This window comes from Coleofasciculus sp. H7-1, from assembly GCF_057473865.1.
Genome location: NZ_JBYCCT010000008.1, coordinates 19671 through 38796 on the forward strand (window position 1 = coordinate 19671; position 19126 = coordinate 38796).

Consider the following 19126-nt stretch of genomic DNA (forward strand, 5'->3'; position numbering starts at 1 on the left):
TAGTGAATATTTGGTAGTTGGGTTGAGGCACGAAACCCAACACCCTCTAGAGAGAAAGTTGGGTTTCGTGCCTCAACCATTCCCTACGTAATGCACTTACATTCTTCTGTGTCACGCCACTACTTGCCCTATCCTTTGGTATACAACCTTCAATCCTTCAACCCTGGAAACTGATAGCTAAATTAGACGAGTGCCGGTTCTGGGAGTGCCCCTTGCATTTTACCCAACCAAGTAATCAGATGTTCCGTCTGCTGATCGGCAGGCAAGACGCCCAAACCGCGAACGGTGACTTTACCAGGGGTGTAGACAAAGCGAGTTTTCAGATGTTGTGGCAGATTGTCTTTGAGCAAGTTCCAGGCGGGTTCCTCCATCGGTGTCTCTAGGATAACGTGTTGTTTGCTTTCTGGTTTGATCCGGCTGAAGCCGAGTTTTTTCGCCAGTTGTTTCAGTTCCATTACCCGCAGCAACTGAGTTGCAGATTTGGGGATACTCCCGTAGCGATCGCTCCATTCTGCGGCAATATTCACTAATTCTTCCTTAGAATTCGCCGCCGCCACTGCACGGTAAGCGCTCATCTTTTGATCCAAATCGGTGATGTAGTCAGCAGGGATAAACGCCGTCAGCTGCAAGTCAATCTGCGTATCGTCAACTTGGGGAATTTCCTGTCCGCGAATTTCCCGAATCGCTTCTTCCAACATTTCCATATAAAGGTCGAAACCAATAGCATTCATCTGTCCCGATTGTTCCGCACCCAATAAATTACCGACGCCCCTGATTTCCATATCGCGCATGGCAAGTTGATAGCCAGAACCCAACTGAGTGAATTCCTGAATGGCTCGCAACCGTTGCCGTGCGGCATCTGAGAGCGCCCTTTGCTTGGGATAAAATAGCCATGCGTGAGCTTGGATGCCAGCACGTCCCACCCGTCCGCGCAATTGGTACAGCTGGGATAAACCAAATTTATGGGCATCTTCAATCAAGATTGTGTTGACTCTGGGGATATCTAAACCGGATTCAATAATCGTGGTACAGACGAGGATATCCGCTTCGCCAGCGCTGAAGGCAAGCATCGTTGCTTCTAACTCAGATTCGTCTAATTGACCGTGAGCGATCGCTAGTCTGGTTCCTGGCACCATTTCCCGCAACTTCGTGGCAGTTTCTTCAATTCCCTCGACTCGCGGCACTACATAAAACACCTGTCCCCCCCGGTCGAGTTCTTGACGAATCGCCGTGCGGATCGCTTCGGGATCGTATGATGCCAGGTGAGTTTTAATCGGACGCCGAGACGGCGGCGGCGTGGTAATCAAGCTCATTTCGCGGATTCCCGACAGTGACATATAAAGCGTCCGGGGAATCGGCGTGGCGCTGAGAGTCAGCACATCCAACTGCGTTCTCAGAGATTTGATTTTTTCCTTCTGGTTGACGCCAAATCGCTGTTCTTCATCCACCACCAACAACCCTAAATCTCGGAAACGAATTTCCTTACTTAAGAGTTGGTGAGTGCCAACGACGACATCTAATTCACCCGTCGCCAGTCGTTTGATAATATTGCGGCGTTCCTCAGCACTGCGGAAGCGGTTAAGTAAACCCACCTCAATTGGGTAAGGGGCGAAACGCTCTTTTAGGGTGTGGTAGTGCTGCTGAGTCAAAATCGTTGTTGGGGCGAGGAAAGCAACTTGCTTCCCGGCGGTAATCGCTTTAAATATAGCGCGGATGGCGACTTCCGTCTTGCCGAAACCGACATCACCGCACACCAACCGATCCATCGGGCGATCGCTTTCCATTTCCCGCTTCACATCCTGCACCGCCTTCAACTGATCCGGCGTCGGTTGATAGGGGAAAGAATCTTCTAATTCCTCCTGCCAAGGCGAATCCGCTGGATAAACGAAACCTTGTTGCTGCGATCGCTGAGCATACAACTTCAGCAAGTCCACCGCCAACTTCTTAATCGCCTTGCGGACTTTATTCTTAGTAGATTCCCACGCCTTCCCGGACATTCTATTCAGTTCCGGCGGTTTCCCCTCAGTGGCACGAAACCGAGACATCGCACCCACCTGATCTGCCACCACTCGCAGCAAACCATCCGCGTACTGCACCACCAAATACTCGCGGGTTTCGTTATTAACGGTAAGACTTTCCAGCCTCAGAAACTTACCTACCCCGTGATTTCGATGAACCACATAATCACCGGGGCGCAACTTGTTGGGATCGACTTGCTTAGACGCCGCACGACGACGCTTGCGGATATAGCTGGGACTTGTCAGAGAATGCTGTCCGAAAAACTCCCTGTCTGTCACCACCACCAACCGGAAAGTCGGCAGAATAAATCCTTCTAGTTCCGCGATCCCCGAATATTTTACCGCCACTGGCGTCTTCTGAATTTGCAACTTGTCAATCGCCGGGTAATCGTGGGGATTGGGGACAAATTGCGCCGGACAATCGTGTTCTTGTAGCAACGATACCGAACGCGAAGGCTGTGCAGAAACGATCCAGATCGAGAAACTGCGATCGCGCTCCTTCCGCAAAGTTTCCGCAATTTTAGCAAACTGATGCGGCGTTACCGGAACCGGACGACTAGCCAAATTTAGTGCTGACGATGGATTGAGGACTGAGGATTCAACCAGTTCAGATAAATACAGCCGCTTAAAGCATTCCGCCGCCGCTAAAGATTCATCAAAATTGCGGTGGATTTTGGGTAATTGTTCATTATCATTAGCAATTGCCCATTGTTCTTCGGCGTGTTCCACCCAGCGATCGCTATGGGCGCGACATTGCTCCGGTTCATCAATCGCAATCAGCGTATTTTCCGGCAAATAATCCAACAAAGAAGCTGGATGCTCAAAAGCTACCCCCAACAATCGCCGCGTACTCTTTTCTTGTTCTTCTTCCCTCTCTTCCTTCGCGTTCTTCGCGTCTTCGCGGTTCATCGCCTCCAAAGCCGCCCGAACAATCGGACTAAAATCAGTCGGAGTCAGCACCAGCCGCTCAATCTTATCAAGCGATCGCTGCGTCGCCGGATCGAACTCCCGCATCTGATCCAGCTCATCCCCAAACCATTCCAAACGCACCGGCAACTCAGCCGCCACCGGGAACACATCGATAATATCCCCGCGCCGACTCCACTGCCCCTCCATTTCCACCAAAGGCACCCGTTCGTATCCCAGAGTTGCCACTTTCTTGCTAAAGGCGTCTAAATCCCAACTCTGTCCGCGTTCCAGGGTGACGCAGTAAGGCTTAAAAGCTTCAGGAGGCGGCAAATGAAGTTGCAGCGCCCGTTCCGTCGCCACAACCGCCATCTTCAGGACTGAGGACTGAGGACTGAGGACTGAGGACTGAGGACTGAGGACTGAGGACTGAGGACTGAGCGTGGGATTTCCTTTTGACTTCTGAGCGATTTCCTCAGTCCTGAGTCCTGTCACCTCAGTCCTCAGTCCTGTCACCTCAGTCCTGAGTCCTGTCACCTCAGTCCTAACTAAGTCTGCCAATACCTGCATCTGTCCCCAAGTCATCTCCGATTCGGGGTCGAATGGCTCGTAGGGCGACGCTTCAGAAGTCGGATAAAAATGTACCGTCTGCCAACCCATTGCTTCCAGTTGAGCGCAACAGCGGCTGACTTCCTCCAGGGTGGCACACACCACGAACAAATTCTGTCCTTGGGCTTGCGCGAGGGCAGAAGCCACCAATCCCTTTGGCAAACGGGGAATTCCGTTGAGCTGTAGATACCGTTGTTGGTTGAGCTTAGACAGGAGTTCTGTCGTCAGAGGCGATCGCCCTAAGGCACGAATAATAGAAGAAAATGCCATCAGTTGGAGGAAATGCTTAATTCGTTCTGAGAAAAAGGCAGGAGTATACCTCCCTACTCCATCATTTTAGAAGGCAGTTCAAATCGAGACTGCTCTACCGATAGATTTCTGCTTTACACAAAATGCTACTTTCTCTATAGCTACTGCTTTTTTGGGGAAACCCAGGTTCCGATGTCGGGGTGAACCCGTCGGTGATCTGGTTTTCAAAAGCCAACTTCGGGTAAACTCGCCCCTACTTCCACCTTAGGCACCCGCCGATACTACTGACACGTTTACAAATGACCCCTACTACCGAATTTCTAATTATTTTGCTACTGATCGTTGCCAATGGCATCTTTGTGATGTCAGAGTTAGCTATCGTCTCGGCAAGGAAGGTGAGGCTGCAACAGCTGGCTAACCAAGGGGATGTCAAAGCACGCGCTGCCTTGGAACTGGCGAATTCCCCAAATCAGTTTATGGCGATTGCTCAGGTGGGGATAACTCTGCTGGCGATTATCTCCGGTGCTTTCGGCGAAGGAACCATCGCCAAAAGACTAACCCCTGTATTAGGTTCGATTTCCTGGATAAGCCCGTATAAAGACGCGATCGCATCGACAATTGCCATTCTAATCATCACCTATCTGACGCTGATTATTGGCGAACTGGTACCGAAGCGGCTGGCTTTAAACTATCCGGAACGGATTGCTGCCGCTGTTGCTATCCCGATGCGGATGTTGGCTACCATTGCCTCGCCAGTTGTTTATCTATTGAGTACCTCCACTGATATGATGATGCGGCTGTTGGGCATCAGACCGTCCACCGATGGTGAAATTACCGAAAATGATATTACAGCCTTAATCGAGCAAGCCACGGAGGCGGGAACCTTTGAGGAAGCAGAACAAGACATGGTGGAACGAGTGTTTCGCCTGGGAGACCGACACGTGAGTGCGTTAATGACACCCCGACTGGATATTGTCTGGCTTGACCTAGAAGACTCCCCGGAAGAAAATCAACACAAGATTATGAACAGTGCCTATTCTCGATTTCCAGTCTGTCAGGGAGCGCTGGATAATGTTTTGGGCATTATTCCAGTGACCGACCTGTTAGGGCGCTGCCTGTCCGGACAACAGCTTGACCTGACAATTTCGTTACGACAGCCGGTATTTGTGCCTGAAAGTACTGGGGGATTGAAAGTTCTGGAATTGTTTAAGCAAACCGGCACTCACATGGCGCTAGTTGTAGACGAATACGGCGTTACTCAAGGATTGGTTACGCTCAACGACATCTTAGTAGAAATTGTTGGTGACGTAGAAATCGACAGTACGACATCTCCCCCAGCCGTACAACGCGAAGATGGTTCGTGGTTGGTGGATGGAATGTTGTCGGTGGAAGAGTTTTTGGAAATATTAGATATTGAGGAGTTGCCGGGAACGCAAAAAGGCAACTATCACACAATGGGCGGCTTTATGATTACCCATTTAGGGAAAATTCCCACGGCTGCCGATCATTTTGAACTGGGTGGCTGGCGTTTTGAAGTGATGGATATGGATGGCAATCGCGTTGATAAGGTGCTGGTGATGCCCATTTCCGCAGATTCCCCGGATTCCGCGTCCGGCGATTAAAAAGCTAGAATTGCTGGTTTGAGAGTGTTTTAAAGCTTTGCGTGCTATCGACATTGGCTGCATCGTGCGTTGATGATGACACAGAACGCGATCGCTTCTCAATCCGGTTCGCTTAGAGCTAAAAACACCAATTCCACCAGATTATTCCGTAGGTTGGAAAAACGAACCGCTCCAGGGCGCAGAGTAAAAGAAGAGAGAATTTGACAACACCTATTTTAGAAGTCAAAAATGGAGCCAGAAGAAACAATCCGAGAGCAATTTGACCGCGCAGCAGATGCATACAGTACATCACCTATTTTCGCACAAGGGCACGATCTGGCGCTGATGGTGCAGGCAGGGGAACCAACATCAGAGATGACTGTACTTGATGTAGGGTGTGCGGGAGGACATACTGGGTTTGCTTTCGCCCCCCATGTCTGCGAAGTTATTGGCATTGACTTAAGCCAGAAAATGTTAACGGAGGCATCGCGGCAAGCAGCGGCACGAAGCTTGAATAACGTGCATTTTCAGGAAGCCAATGCCACAACACTCCCCTTTCCCAATCAGCAGTTTGATATTGTAACTTGCCGCTATGTCGCTCATCACTTCCCCAGTTTGGCACCCGCGTTGAATGAGGTTTTTCGAGTGCTAAAATCGGGGGGAAAGTTTCTGGTTGTGGACATTATTTCGCCGGAAGATTCTGCGTTGGCAGAGTTTATCAATCAGGTGGAGAAACTACGCGATCCTTCTCATGGTTGGAATTGGATGATATCCGAGTGGCAGACGGCTGGCGAAAGTATTGGGATGCCCTTCACCGCGATGCAACAGTGGCAGCTGCCGATTGATTTTGTAGATTGGACAGCACGACAGCAAACGCCACCAGAAGCAGTTCAACAACTGGAATTATTACTGGATAATGCTTCTTTACAAGCAAAATCGGTATTCTCCATTTTGGGTGCGCCGCAGCGTTCATTTCACGAATATTCGGCTCTCCTGCGGGGAACGAAATCATAAACTAGGGAAAGGAACTTTGCCCTCCCTACTAAAAATTGAAGGTTGTTTGGATAGTGACGATCCCAATATCGCTCTTCTGTCACTCTCAGGACTTACGCAAAGCTTATACATATAGCATTTTTTCGGGTTCAATCCCCCTGTGGTTGCCCTCAGATGTCGCGCAAGTTGCGTAAGTCCTATATTTGTAGGATGGGTAGAGCGTAAGCGTTACCCATCAAACCCTTGTCAATGTTGGGTTTCGTTCCTCAACCCAACCTACATCAGATGCGCGAGTTTAATTATGTCTACCTACTTATAGCAGTCCTAAATGATTCATGAAGGCGAGATCCCCGACTTCTTAAAGAAGTCGGGGATCTGAAGGGCTGGCTCACAACTCAATTTTGCAATATAGTAGCAGGAGAAACTAGAGGTGAAGAAGCCACGTTGCAGTGTGTCCGTGCCGCCTCGATAAAGGCAGTGACATCCTCTTCCTTAGTGTTGAAAGCCGTTACTAATCGCACGGTTGATAAATTTTCCTCCTGCCAGCGATAAAATCGGAAACCGTCGGCAAGAAGCCCTTGGATAACTCCCTCCGGCAACTGAATAAAGATTTCATTTACTGCAACCGGATAGCACAGCTTCACTTCTGGTAGCGCTGTTAGCCCGTGCGCTAATTTCTTAGCCATCTGGTTAGCATGAGCAGCATTTTTCAACCACAAATCATCTTTAATGTAAGCTTCCAACTGGGCTGATAAAAATCGCATCTTTGAAAATAAATGTCCGCTGCGCTTACGACGATAGGCGAAAGTTTTTGCAAAATCTTGATTGAAAAAGACGACGGCTTCTGCTGCCATTGCACCATTTTTAGTCGCTCCAAACGATAGCACATCAACCCCAACCCGCCAAGTGATATCCGCTGGAGAACAACCCAAGCTAACCACCGCATTCGCAAAACGGGCACCATCTATGTGTAAACCCAAATTGTGGGTATGGGCAATTTCGGCAATCTGGGAAATTTCCTCTGGCTGATAGATAGTTCCGGCTTCCGTTGCCTGAGTCAAGCTTACAGCAGCAGGCTGTACGTGATGGACGACGCCAGCGCCCGATGAAGCCAGCACAGCAGCCAAGTCAGCGGCGCGAATCTTGCCATCTGCGCCATCCAGTGTCACTAACTTTGCGCCGCCGGTATAAAATTCGGGTGCCCCGCATTCATCGAGATTGATATGAGATTGGTGATGGCAGTAAATCGCCCCAAACGGGGGTGTAATAACAGACAGGGCGAGGGCATTGGCGGCAGAACCCGTCGCCACGGGGAAAACTGTCACATCTGTCTCAAACAATTCCTTGAACCGGGCTGACAAGCGCTGGGTATATTCATCATCACCATAGGGCATGGTGGTACCCTGATTAGCGGCAGCGATCGCTGCCATAATTTCCAGCGAAATTCCAGTGACATTATCGCTACAAAAGTTCATCTGTTTGTCTCGCGCTTCTCAATACTCAACTCTATGCTAATCGCCGCTGCCGAGATGGGAATAGCCTGCTACTTGAATGGCGGGTGAGATTTGCTTCAACCTGACGTTTTAGCTGGATAAAACGGCTGAGGTTTAAACCCAAAAATCGGGGCTAATATAACATTAGGAAATTGTTTAACTTTCTGGTTATAATTTTGAACAACTTGGTTATATCGCAATCCTATTTGAGTTGTGAGGCAGCGTTTCAGCTCCTTGACTTCGTAAGAGTTGTCGGGGAGAATCATTTAGAGCCGCTATATCTTGTTTTGCCAAATCGGAATCTTAATTACGAACTCTGCCCCCTGTCCGGGTGCAGAAATACACTCCATACTGCCACCATGTTTTTCTACCACAATCTGATAACTAATAGACAACCCTAAGCCGGTGCCTTTTCCGACCGGCTTCGTTGTAAAAAAGGCGTCAAAAAGATGAGAACGCACTTCTTCTGTCATCCCTGGGCCATTGTCAGCAATGCGAATCACCGCTTGATTTTCGTCTTCAACAGCGGTGCTAATTTTGATGGTTGGTAAAAGACAAGATATTTCCTCCTTGGCGACTGACTCTTCCACTGCATCAATCGCGTTACTAAGCAGATTCATAAACACCTGATTCAACTGCCCTGCATAACATTCAACTAAAGACAAATCGCCATATTCTTTGCTCACTGTAATTATGGGTCCGCCAGCGATCGCTTTCAGGCGATACTGCAAAATTAGCAAGGTGCTATCAATGCCTTCGTGAATATCGACTGGCTTCATTTCCGCTTGATCGGCGCGAGAAAACGAACGTAAGGACTGAACAATTTCCCGAATCCGTTCAACTCCCAAATGCATTGACTTTAGTAACTTTGGCAAATCTTCAATGATAAAATCAAGGTCACTCTCTTCGATTTCTTTGTCGATTTCAGGTGTAGATGGGTATTGTTGTTGGTAAAGGCGTAGTAAATGTAGTAAACTATTTGCATATTCACAGGCATAATTTATATTGCCGTGAATAAAGTTAATTGGATTATTAATTTCGTGAGCAACTCCAGCCACTAATTGACCAAGGCTGGAGATTTTTTCAGTTTGAATCAGTTGAGCTTGAGTTTTCTGGAGGTCAAGCAGAGTAATTTTTAGCTCTTGAGATTTTTCTCGATAGCGATTTTCACCTTGCTTGCGCTCAGAAACTTCAAGCAACAACAGGTCATTTGTCTGTCTAATTTCTGCTGTCCGCTCCTCAACTCTCCTTTCTAGCTCGACGTTGGAACGGTGCAATTCCTCTTCTACTTGCTGGCGCTCAGCGATTTGTTTTTGCAGCTCAAGATTAATGAGTTCTAACTGATTGGTTTTATCTAATAATATTTTTTGTGTTGCTTCTAACTTGTCAACCGTTAATGCTTCTTGGCGAAGAATATGAATGTACTCCAAACTCAAGCCAATAAATGGGACGAGGTAAGCAATAATTTTGAGAAAATGGGCAATATTGAAATGGTTATCGAACAACGCAGTTGAGCCAAAAGCCATGTGGAGTTGAGTGGCGATTTGGGGAATCGCGCTAATCGCTAGCGCCTGAGAAAAAAGACTGGGATAAGCATCGCAAAAGCGAGGAAAAACAAAAATACCTGCAAATATAAACAATAAGAGCGGAGCAATATCCCAAGGACGAGTGACAATAGCGTTCGGGAAAATAGTTGTAGGCATGGCGCTATGGGCGCAGAGATAGACAATTGTATAGGAAGCAACAGCAAAGGATAAACTAGCGATCGCAACAAAACCCACACCTCCCTTCCACTTTCTCGGTTTCGTCACCAGAAAAATTCCCGCACCTCCCAGCAGAATCAAAGCATTGAAAAGTCGGCAGATTGCCCAAGTGAAAGGAATTAGGTTTTGGTTGTCTGCGATCCCCTCGATCAATCGGTCGGCGGCTAAAGCATGAAAGGCATCCATGCACCCCGCGCAAAACATTGCCACGCCAATAATGGGAGTGACAGCATCGCGCTTAAGGCTGAAGTGAATAAAAGACAAAATAACAATGAACAGGGCGCTACAGAAAGCACTCCACTCCAGAATGGTGTGCAGAAAGCTCCCGGAGAGAGTGTAGTGCATCGCCTCGACGAATTCGCGGGGAGACATTCCCACAGCCGCTGACACCTCGAAGGGATGCTTAGGTGAGGCAAAATCCACTCCCAACAAATTCAGCAAGCTAGGCAGCACGCAGATCGCCACCACTACCCAAATCAATTGAAAAGGAATCCTCATTTTTTGCATAGCATTTTTTCCAATCCCCCCATTTCAAGATGCCACTAAGCTTAGCCACAAGTACAGAGGCAGTGATTTCTGACTCTACTAGCGTGGCTTTTAGCCTTCTGCCATCTCCAGAGGTCAGTAAGCTGATGTGCGCGATCGCTAATTGAGTAAATAAAAATACACCCTATGGCAGTTCTACGTAACTAAACGTAACTATATTCTGGGATACGTTAACGCGACTTCGCCATCAGGCAAAAAATACTACTTAACAGCGAGGCTAATTAAAGGTGAGAATTGGCGCTTGTTACCTTGGCAACGGAAATTGTGAATTTACCGTTTGGGCACCTACTCTTCATACAGTAGCAGTACAAATTGTTTCTCCTGAAGAACGCCTTCTCACCATGCAACAGGATGAAGAAGGCTACTGGAAAGTTAAAGCTTCAGGCATTGAACCAGGAACGCTTTACTACTACAAACTCGAAGGAACGACTGATAGACCAGACCCAGCTTCAAGATATCAACCGAAGGGCGTACACGGCCCTTCTCAAGTCATCAATTCTAGCACTTTTGTCTGGAATGATAGTGATTGGTCTGGCGTTCCCTTAGATGAAACCATTATCTATGAATTACACGTCGGCACCTTCACCCCAGAAGGCACCTTTGAGGCAATAATTCCTCGACTTGCTGAATTAAGCGAGTTAGGTATTAATGCCATTGAAATTATGCCAGTTGCCCAATTTCCCGGTGAAAGAAACTGGGGATATGATGGCGTGTTTCCCTTTGCTGTGCAGAATTCGTATGGTGGTCCCGAAGGATTCAAAAAACTCGTCGATGCTTGTCACCAACATGGTATCTCAGTCATTCTTGATGTCGTCTACAATCACCTAGGTCCTGAAGGAAATTACTTCCGAGACTTTGCTCCCTACTTCACCACCAAATATCGCGGTGATTGGGGAGAGGCAATGAATTTTGACGACAAATACAGCGATGGCGTCCGTAATTTTTGTTTAGAAAATGCTCTTTACTGGCTCCAAGAATATCACATAGATGGTCTAAGATTAGATGCCATTCAGGGTATTTTTGAGATGGGTGCTAGACCCTTATTACAGGAAATGGCAGACCAAGTTGCCAATTTTTCTCAGCAACAAGGTAGGAAATTTTATCTGATAGCCGAAAGCGATTTGAACGATGTCCGAGTCATTCGACCCAAAGAAGTGGGTGGCTATGGAATAGATGCACAGTGGAATGACGATTTTCATCACGCATTGCATACCTTACTCACCGGAGAAAACGACAGGTACTACGAGGATTTTGGAAAGGTTGAACAACTCGAAAAATCTTTCAAAGAAGGCTTTATTTACTCCGGGCAATACGCTTCCCATAGAAAACGCCGTCATGGCAGTTCTTCCAAAGACGAACCAGGATATCGATTCATTGTCTTTACGCAGACTCACGACCAAATCGGCAATCGCGTCCTGGCAGAAAGGTTCTCTCAGCTTGTCTCCTTAGAAGGACTGAAGTTAGCTGCTGGTGCTATTTTTTTGTCTCCCTTTGTTCCCTTCCTTTTTATGGGTGAAGAATATGGTGAAGAAGCGCCTTTCTTCTACTTTGTTAGTCATTCAGATAAGGATTTGATTGAAGCGATCCGCAAAAGCAAAGAAGAAGAATTTAAAGTATTTGCGGGTCGAGGAGAAATGCAAGATCCCCAAAGCCCTGAAACCTTTCATAAATGTCAGCTTAACTGGGAAAAAAGAAAAGAAGGAAAACACAAATCTCTTTGGGAATTTTATCAGAAACTCATACGGTTACGCCGAACAATTCCCGCCTTGAAAAAGCCAGACAAAAATACTATAGAAGCATCCAGCATTGAAGCAGATAAAATTTTATTTCTTCATCGTTGGAGTGATACTAGCCAGATATATTCCATCATGAACTTCAATCAGAAAGAGATTACTTTTACAGCTAATCTGCCAAGTGGCAACTGGCAAAAGATTTTAGACTCTTCCGATACTAAGTGGATGGGTTCTGGTTCCACTTTACCTGAAAAACTCACGCCAAACCAAGAATTGACAATCAAAGCGCAGAGTATCGTTCTCTACGAAATAACAGGATAATACACGAGGCGGAGCCTTCCAATCCTGATTATCAAGCTGATGGTAACGAGAAGATTGAGGCTTTGCCTCGCCAGTAGTCTCTGTAGGACAGGCATTGTCCACCTGACAAGATTAAAAACATCATTGAGGAATGAAAATTACATCATGCGGATTCCAACAGCAACTTACAGAATTCAATTTAATGCAGCTTTCCCCTTTGATTCAGCCAAAAAAATTATTGCTTATCTCGCTAAATTAGGAATTTCCGATCTTTACGCTTCGCCCATTTTTAAAGCGAGAGAAGGCAGCACTCATGGCTACGATGTTGTTGACCCCACACAACTAAATCCCGAACTAGGAACGCCGGAAAAATTTGAAGCACTGGTGAGTGAAATCAAGAATTACGAAATGGGATGGGTACAGGATATTGTTCCCAACCACATGGCTTATGATAGCCAGAATCAGTTTCTGATGGACATTCTAGAAAATGGGTCAAATTCCGAGTATTTCGACTACTTCGACATTGACTGGAATCATCCTTATGAAAACCTTAGAGAGAGAGTTCTTGCCCCGATGCTGGGGAATTTTTATGGGGATTGTTTGGAAAATGGCGAAATTCAACTCCAGTACGATCAAAGCGGGCTGAGTGTCAATTATTTTAGCTTAAAACTCCCTGTAAAAATAGAATCTTACGCTCCGTTCATTACTCATCATTTAGGAAAATTAGCTAAATCCCTGGGAAGAAATCATCCAGATTTCATTAAGTTACTAGGGATTCTTTATCTGCTCAAAAACACGTTGACAGAACCAAAAGGCAAAGAACGATACGACCAGATAGCCTTTGTGAAAGGACTCCTCTGGGAACTTTACACCCAAAATCCAGAGGTTCAGGAGTTTATCGATAGCAATATAGAATTCTTCAATGGAGAGAAGGGTAATCCAGAAACTTTTAATTCTCTCAATAGCTTGCTTTCAGAACAGTTCTATCGCCTCTCGTTTTGGAAAGTGGGTGCTGAAGAACTGAATTACAGAAGATTTTTCACCGTCAACGAACTAATTTCTGTCAAAGTCGAAGAAATTAAGGTTTTTCACAAAACTCATAATTTTATCAGTCAGTTGGTTGAGTCTGGAACAATCACTGGACTCCGAATCGACCATATTGACGGACTATACGATCCAAGTGAATATTTGCAACGGCTGAGAAACAAAACTGGAGATGTCTATATTACAGTCGAGAAAATTCTGGAACACAAAGAAGATTTACCCGCTTACTGGCCTATAGAGGGAACCAGTGGCTATGACTTCTTAAACTATGTTAACGGGATTTTCTGCCGAACTAAGAGCGAGGAGCAGTTTACTGAAATTTACTCCAGGCTGACAGGCTTTAATACCCCCTACGAGCAGCTTTTTATAGATAAAAAAAGGCTGATTGTAGAAAAAAATATGGCGGGAGATGTAGATAATTTAGCCCACCTCCTGAAACGAGTATCGGGTCATTCTAGAGTAGGAATTGATTTTACTCAGCATGGTCTGCAAAGAGCATTGGCTGAAGTTCTGATACTATTTCCCGTTTATCGAACTTACATCAATCAAGAGGGATTAAGAGAATCGGATCGCTTCTATGTGAAGGAAGTCATTGAAAAAGCTAGAGGGCAAGTGCCGTTGCTTTTGAAAGAACTGAACTACATTGAAAAGTTATTGTTGCTGGAAGAGGAGGACTCTTTAAAGCCAGAACAAAAAGAAGTACAGCGTCACTTCGTGATGAGGCTTCAGCAGTTAACTGGTCCCTTGATGGCGAAAGGAATTGAGGATACGCTTTTATATGTCTATAACCGACTTTTATCGCTGAATGAAGTGGGTGGAAATCCGAGCCAATTTGGGATTACAGTTGCAGATTTTCACGAGTTTAACCAAAAACAGCATGAGCGTTGGCCTCATAAAATGAATGCCACGGCAACCCATGACACTAAGCGTGGGGAAGATGTTAGAGCAAGAATAAATGTTCTTTCAGAAATTCCCGATGAGTGGGAAAAACAGGTAAAAACTTGGATTGAAATTAACCACTCTAAAAAACGCCACCTGAACGGTCGGGTTTTTCCACAAAAGAATGATGAATACTTCTTTTACCAAACGCTGGTTGGTGCTTTTCCCTTCGCTGAAAGTGAGCGATCGCACTTTGTAGAGCGCGTGAAAGAATATGTAGTGAAAGCGGTTCGAGAAGCTAAAGTTCACACAGCTTGGCTCAGACCGGATACTGATTATGAAGATGGCTTTGTTGCCTTTATCGAAGAAGTGATGAAGCCTTCCGCAGATAATCAATTTCTCCAGAAGTTTCTGCCTTTCCAAAAGTGGGTAGCTCACTATGGAATTTTCAATTCTCTCTCCCAAACTTTGCTAAAAATTACCGCTTCTGGTGTACCCGACTTTTATCAAGGAACGGAGTTATGGGAGCTGAGTTTAGTAGACCCAGATAATCGGCGTCCAGTTGACTTTGAGCAGCGGCTAGCATTCCTTAAAGAGATTAAAGAGAAAGCTAAGACAGATGTTCTGAAGCTGATCGATGAGCTATTTGCCAGCAAAGAAGATGGAAGAATTAAGCTTTTCTTGATAGCTAGAGTTCTGGAGGCAAGAAAACAAAATCTGGAAGTTTTTCAAAAAGGAGATTACGTCCCGCTAGAAGTGGATGGGAAGTTTAAGGATCGGATTGTTGCTTTTGCCAGAAACCATGAAAATCGTGTGGCAATTACGATTGTCCCGCGATTGCTGACGAACCTTGTCCAGGAAGGAGAATATCCTTTGGGTAAAGTATGGGATGACACCCAGTTGAAGCTACCGCAGGGAATGCCATCTGCGATGAAAGATGCTATTACTTCTCAGTCACTCACCGCGAATGGCACGGTATTGATTGGGGAAGCCTTAAAACACTTTCCGGTGGCTTTATTGATTAGCGAAAGCGATCGCTAATACCGATTTCCCTTTGTCATGCTACACATCAGATATCCCCGCCCGCCGAGCGATTGGGGGGCAACAGACGGAGCTGTTACAAATACTCAGGAAAAATCGTGATTAATCAATCATTACCTCAAACCGAATCCTTTCCTTCCCTAGAACAAATTCAGGCAGTAAGAGCCTACATCAAAAAAACTTGGAAAACGCTCTATCGCTCTCACGAACATATTTTGGATGCTGCCCGCGACCCAAAAATTGGTCATATTCCAGGTAAACGGTGGCCTATATATGTATCGCAAATAGAAGATCGAGCGCTCATTGAAGCATCTTTGCGGCAAGTCCTGAGCAACGAAGAATTTAATCAAATTGAAATTCGCACCTTACCGGCAGAAGTCGATCAAATTGAAGATCACGGGTTGCTATATTTACCTCATGCCTATGTAGTTCCGGGTGGTCGTTTTAATGAGATGTACGGCTGGGATAGCTATTTTATCCAGTTAGGGTTGTTGCGAGATGGAGAAATAGAATTAGCCAAAAGTTTGGTGGAACAGCTAATTTATGAAATTAAGCATTACGGCACGATTTTGAATTCCAATCGCACCTATATGCTGACGCGATCGCAACCTCCCGTCCTCACGCCGATGATTTTGGCTCTCTTCCAGCACACCCACGATCGGCACTGGTTGCAATCGATACTGTCAACCGTTGAAAGTTTTTACTACTACTGGACATTACCCCCCCACCTGAATCAAGCAACCGGACTTTCGCGCTATTTTGCATTAGGTGAAGGGCCAGCGCCGGAAGTGCTAATTTCTGAGCGGGATGAAGAAGGTAGAACCCATTATGACCGGGTACGAGAATATTATCGCACTTTTGCAGTTGAAGCTTACGATGTCAACTTGTATTATGACCGCCAGAGCGATCGCTTAACCGATTTATTCTACAAAGGCGATCGTTCCATGCGAGAATCTGGATTTGATATCAGCAACCGCTTTGGTCCATTTAGTGTAGATATTATTCATTATGCGCCCGTTTGCCTGAATGTTTTGCTTTATAAAATAGAGCAAGATACCGCGCAGATAAACGATATTTTGGGATATGAAGAAATTGCCCAGCAGTGGCGCGATCGCGCTCAGAACCGCCACAAATTAATTGACCGATTTCTTTGGGATGAAGAAGCGGGACTTTACTTTGATTACAACTTCCATACTGGCAAGCGTCGCCGCTATGAATTTGCCACCACATTTTATCCCTTGTGGGCTGGAATTGCATCTGAAGAACAAGCCAAGAGAGTAGTAGAAAACTTACCCGAATTTGAGGCACCGGGAGGATTACTCACCAGCACTCATGTAACCGGAAATCAATGGGACGCCCCCTTTGGTTGGGCACCTTTACAGCTAATTGCAGTTCAAGGACTCCATCGCTATGGTTATCACCAAGACGCCGATCGTTTAGCGAAAAAGTTTATATCTTTGCTAGTGCAAGAGTTTGAAAAATACGGAACCCTGGTAGAAAAATACGACGTTTATAATTGCTCCGCCAATGTTTCCCATGAAATTCTCTTTGGCTACAGTTCCAACGAAATTGGATTTGGTTGGACAAACGGAGTCTTCCTCGAACTATTAGCAACTTTAGAATAACCGAAAATTTACAACACAGACTTACACAAAAAGAATCGCAAAGGTACACAAAGTTAAATATTCCTTCGCGTACCTTTGCGTTTAAATTATTAAGACTCCCGTCCTGTTGCCCATCTATCGCGCCATTTTACCGTCCCTTCAGTGGCAATAACCCAGCGACGACCGACATTATTTTCGCGTAAGGGTGACTGACCTTCACGCCACAATGCGTACTTGTAAGTAATCAACTTCCCAGCACTTTCATTAAAGGGAATTTCCCCAAACCAAGTGTTAGTATTGATAAATTCTAGTGGATACGCCTTAGAGATATCCCAGTTACCTAACTCCGGACAATCTCCGATTACCACAACAATTTCACCCGGCTGTGTCTGGACACCATTAAGTTGTACCCGCACAATCGTTTGCCCCTTGATGCGTTCCCCCACGTGACTGATGACAATTACATCCCGCGCGTCTAGTTCCAAGTTTTGCAACTTTCCGTCTGTAACTTCAAACTTTCGCCGCGTTAAAACATCGGTATGTTCTCCTTCTGGTAACTCCGGATCAATTGCTTCCAACTTGACAGCTTCCCCTCGATTCATCGCCACAAACACAACAGAATCGCGGTAACGTCGTACATAGCAATAAACGTCAGGAGTTAGATATTTTTGCCACTGACTCCCCATCGATACGGCTGGATTTAATCGCCGCAAACCTGATAGCAACCGGATATCTCGATAGAGGGGTGACTCGGTGTCCCAATTTTCCATCATCGGACGGTTGTAAGGATCGTTACCGTCGTTGGTATCGTCGTGGAGATACTGTTCTGTACCGTAGTAGATGCAGGGAATCCCACGGGAGGTCATAATCACCGCGATCGCTACCCGCACCATCTCTGGATCGGGATTCAACGACTGAAAGCGGGGCATATCGTGATTATCAATAAATGTAATCAACTCCGTCGCCCCGCAGTAGCGATGATCCAGATCCAGAACATCTTGAATTAGGTGAAATCCTCCTTCAGCACCTTGCGCCAAAGCTCCTCGAATTGCCAAACAAAGACCAAAATCTAGCATTGTCATGCCAGATTCATTGGCAAATTCCACCGAAAAGTCATTTCGAGGGTCGCTAAAAATCCACTCGCCAAAGATGAAAACATCCGGTTTATGGGTGATAATATCCCCGTTAAATTCTTGCCAAAACCAGATAGGCATATGCTTTACAGTATCAACCCGCAAAGCATCAACTCCCCGATCTAGCCATTGTTTAATGGCTGATTTAATGTAGTTTCGGTACTCAACATTATTTTCGTTGAAGGTGGCTAAACCCGATAATTCACAATTTTGCACTTGCCATTCATCTTCCCAATTGGTGACTTCACCATAGTGGTGATACCAGCTATCTTTATCGTCATTAAAATCAGCAATTTTTACTCCATCGTCGTAGAGTTCTCCCTTCTTTCCGCTGAAATCTGGGTTGCTGTGATTACACACAATATCCAACACCAGTTTCATCTTGCGTTTGTGTAATTCAGCAACTAATCTGTCAAAAACTGTATCTTTGGTATCTTGAGTTTTATTGAGAGAAGGTTCTTCATCCTTGCCAATAAAGCGAGGATTAATCCGTTTAAAATCCTTTGTCCAATAACCATGAATCGCGGCTTGCTCAACAAACAATGCTTCCACTTGCTCAAACAGGGGAGTAAGCCAAATTGCGGTGACTCCCAAGTTCTTTAAGTAATCTAGTTTGTCAATAATTCCCTGTAAGTCTCCACCCCAATATTTACCCCAATCTTTTCGCTCTGGATCGTAAAGTTCTGGGTTTGGCCCTTCGCTGTTGTCAGAATCGCCATCATAGAAACGATCTACAACAATGAAGTAAATGGTTTCCTGGCGAAATTCAATATCTCTGGTGTATAGAAACTCTAAATCAATATCACTCTCTGGTTTAGCTTCGATTACCAGAGATTCAACTTCTGCTTCTGGATTAGTAACTTCATATTGAGATGACGAAGCTTGAGATGGAGGAGTTGATACCATAAAGTTTAGTGCGGCTACTGTTGATAGAGGTGCAATTTTGTAAAGGTCTGTGCTGTCCTGCTAATGGGTTTAAGCATTCAGACCAACTTTTTATAAATCTAACGAATTGTCTCCTTTTTTGTATATCTATCTGGGGATAGTAGCCAAATAAACTAAATTCGTGATATATGAATATCTTTATGGCATTTTTCAAGCAACAAATCTTCGGTTAGTTTGAGCGACTAACAATACGGTTCGGTTACAAATAATTGTAGGTTGGGTTGAGGAACGAAACCCAACAAAACATAAGCATTTGTTGGGTTTCGTTC

Annotated in this window: 10 protein-coding genes; 5 read left to right on the forward strand and 5 right to left on the reverse strand. The window is 45.6% G+C overall.

What is annotated here, in order from left to right; genetic code table 11:
* Positions 1-182: 182 nt before the first annotated feature.
* Entirely contained in the window at positions 183-3803 is a 3621-nt protein-coding gene (mfd, locus tag AC2VDX_RS01510) for a transcription-repair coupling factor (RefSeq protein WP_378172349.1), read from the reverse strand.
* Positions 3804-4081: 278 nt separating this feature from the next.
* Here mfd and AC2VDX_RS01515 point away from each other — a divergent pair, with 278 nt between their 5' ends.
* Together AC2VDX_RS01515 and AC2VDX_RS01520 are read left to right on the forward strand one after the other, a co-directional pair.
* A complete protein-coding gene (locus AC2VDX_RS01515) occupies positions 4082-5404 on the forward strand; it encodes a hemolysin family protein (protein ID WP_378172347.1) in 1323 nt (440 codons plus the stop codon).
* 228 nt (positions 5405-5632) lie between these two features.
* Complete coding sequence (locus AC2VDX_RS01520; protein ID WP_378172344.1) at positions 5633-6397, forward strand: class I SAM-dependent methyltransferase; 765 nt, start codon at positions 5633-5635, stop codon at positions 6395-6397.
* A 374-nt stretch (positions 6398-6771) separates the two neighbouring features.
* Here AC2VDX_RS01520 and AC2VDX_RS01525 read toward each other — a convergent pair whose 3' ends face one another.
* From AC2VDX_RS01525 to AC2VDX_RS01535, 3 genes are all read right to left on the reverse strand, one after another.
* Positions 6772-7851: a threonine aldolase family protein gene (locus AC2VDX_RS01525; protein ID WP_378172341.1), complete on the reverse strand. Its 1080-nt coding sequence runs from the start codon at positions 7849-7851 to the stop codon at positions 6772-6774.
* Positions 7852-7946: 95 nt separating this feature from the next.
* Positions 7947-8135: a LemA family protein gene (locus tag AC2VDX_RS01530; RefSeq protein WP_378172338.1), complete on the reverse strand. Its 189-nt coding sequence runs from the start codon at positions 8133-8135 to the stop codon at positions 7947-7949.
* A gap of 9 nt (positions 8136-8144) precedes the next feature.
* Positions 8145-10130 carry an ATP-binding protein gene (locus tag AC2VDX_RS01535; RefSeq protein ID WP_486928080.1) on the reverse strand — a complete coding sequence of 662 codons (1986 nt, stop codon included), beginning with the start codon at positions 10128-10130 and terminating at the stop codon, positions 8145-8147.
* A 275-nt stretch (positions 10131-10405) separates the two neighbouring features.
* Here AC2VDX_RS01535 and treZ point away from each other — a divergent pair, with 275 nt between their 5' ends.
* The 3 genes from treZ to AC2VDX_RS01550 all read left to right on the forward strand — a co-directional run bounded on the left by treZ (position 10406) and on the right by AC2VDX_RS01550 (position 16800).
* On the forward strand, positions 10406-12232 hold the full coding sequence (treZ, locus tag AC2VDX_RS01540; RefSeq protein WP_378172333.1) for a malto-oligosyltrehalose trehalohydrolase: 1827 nt from the start codon (positions 10406-10408) through the stop codon (positions 12230-12232).
* A gap of 144 nt (positions 12233-12376) precedes the next feature.
* Positions 12377-15175 (forward strand): malto-oligosyltrehalose synthase, encoded by a 2799-nt coding sequence (gene treY, locus AC2VDX_RS01545; protein WP_378172330.1) that lies wholly within the window; start codon positions 12377-12379, stop codon positions 15173-15175.
* A gap of 101 nt (positions 15176-15276) precedes the next feature.
* Entirely contained in the window at positions 15277-16800 is a 1524-nt protein-coding gene (locus tag AC2VDX_RS01550) for a trehalase family glycosidase (RefSeq protein WP_378172400.1), read from the forward strand.
* 89 nt (positions 16801-16889) lie between these two features.
* Here the strand turns inward: AC2VDX_RS01550 and AC2VDX_RS01555 are convergent, their stop codons facing one another.
* Entirely contained in the window at positions 16890-18818 is a 1929-nt protein-coding gene (locus tag AC2VDX_RS01555) for an alpha-amylase family glycosyl hydrolase (protein ID WP_378172328.1), read from the reverse strand.
* Positions 18819-19126 lie beyond the last annotated feature (308 nt).

Bases quoted from the DNA above. Each gene is read 5' to 3' on its own strand.
- mfd (WP_378172349.1), bottom strand. From the start codon at position 3,803: ATGGCATTTTCTTCTATTATTCGTGCCTTAGGGCGATCGCCTCTGACG.
- AC2VDX_RS01535 (WP_486928080.1), bottom strand. From the start codon at position 10,130: ATGAGGATTCCTTTTCAATTGATTTGGGTAGTGGTGGCGATCTGCGTG.
- AC2VDX_RS01515 (WP_378172347.1), top strand. From the start codon at position 4,082: ATGACCCCTACTACCGAATTTCTAATTATTTTGCTACTGATCGTTGCC.
- treY (WP_378172330.1), top strand. From the start codon at position 12,377: ATGCGGATTCCAACAGCAACTTACAGAATTCAATTTAATGCAGCTTTC.
- AC2VDX_RS01530 (WP_378172338.1), bottom strand. From the start codon at position 8,135: ATGATTCTCCCCGACAACTCTTACGAAGTCAAGGAGCTGAAACGCTGC.
- AC2VDX_RS01555 (WP_378172328.1), bottom strand. From the start codon at position 18,818: ATGGTATCAACTCCTCCATCTCAAGCTTCGTCATCTCAATATGAAGTT.
- AC2VDX_RS01520 (WP_378172344.1), top strand. From the start codon at position 5,633: ATGGAGCCAGAAGAAACAATCCGAGAGCAATTTGACCGCGCAGCAGAT.
- AC2VDX_RS01525 (WP_378172341.1), bottom strand. From the start codon at position 7,851: ATGAACTTTTGTAGCGATAATGTCACTGGAATTTCGCTGGAAATTATG.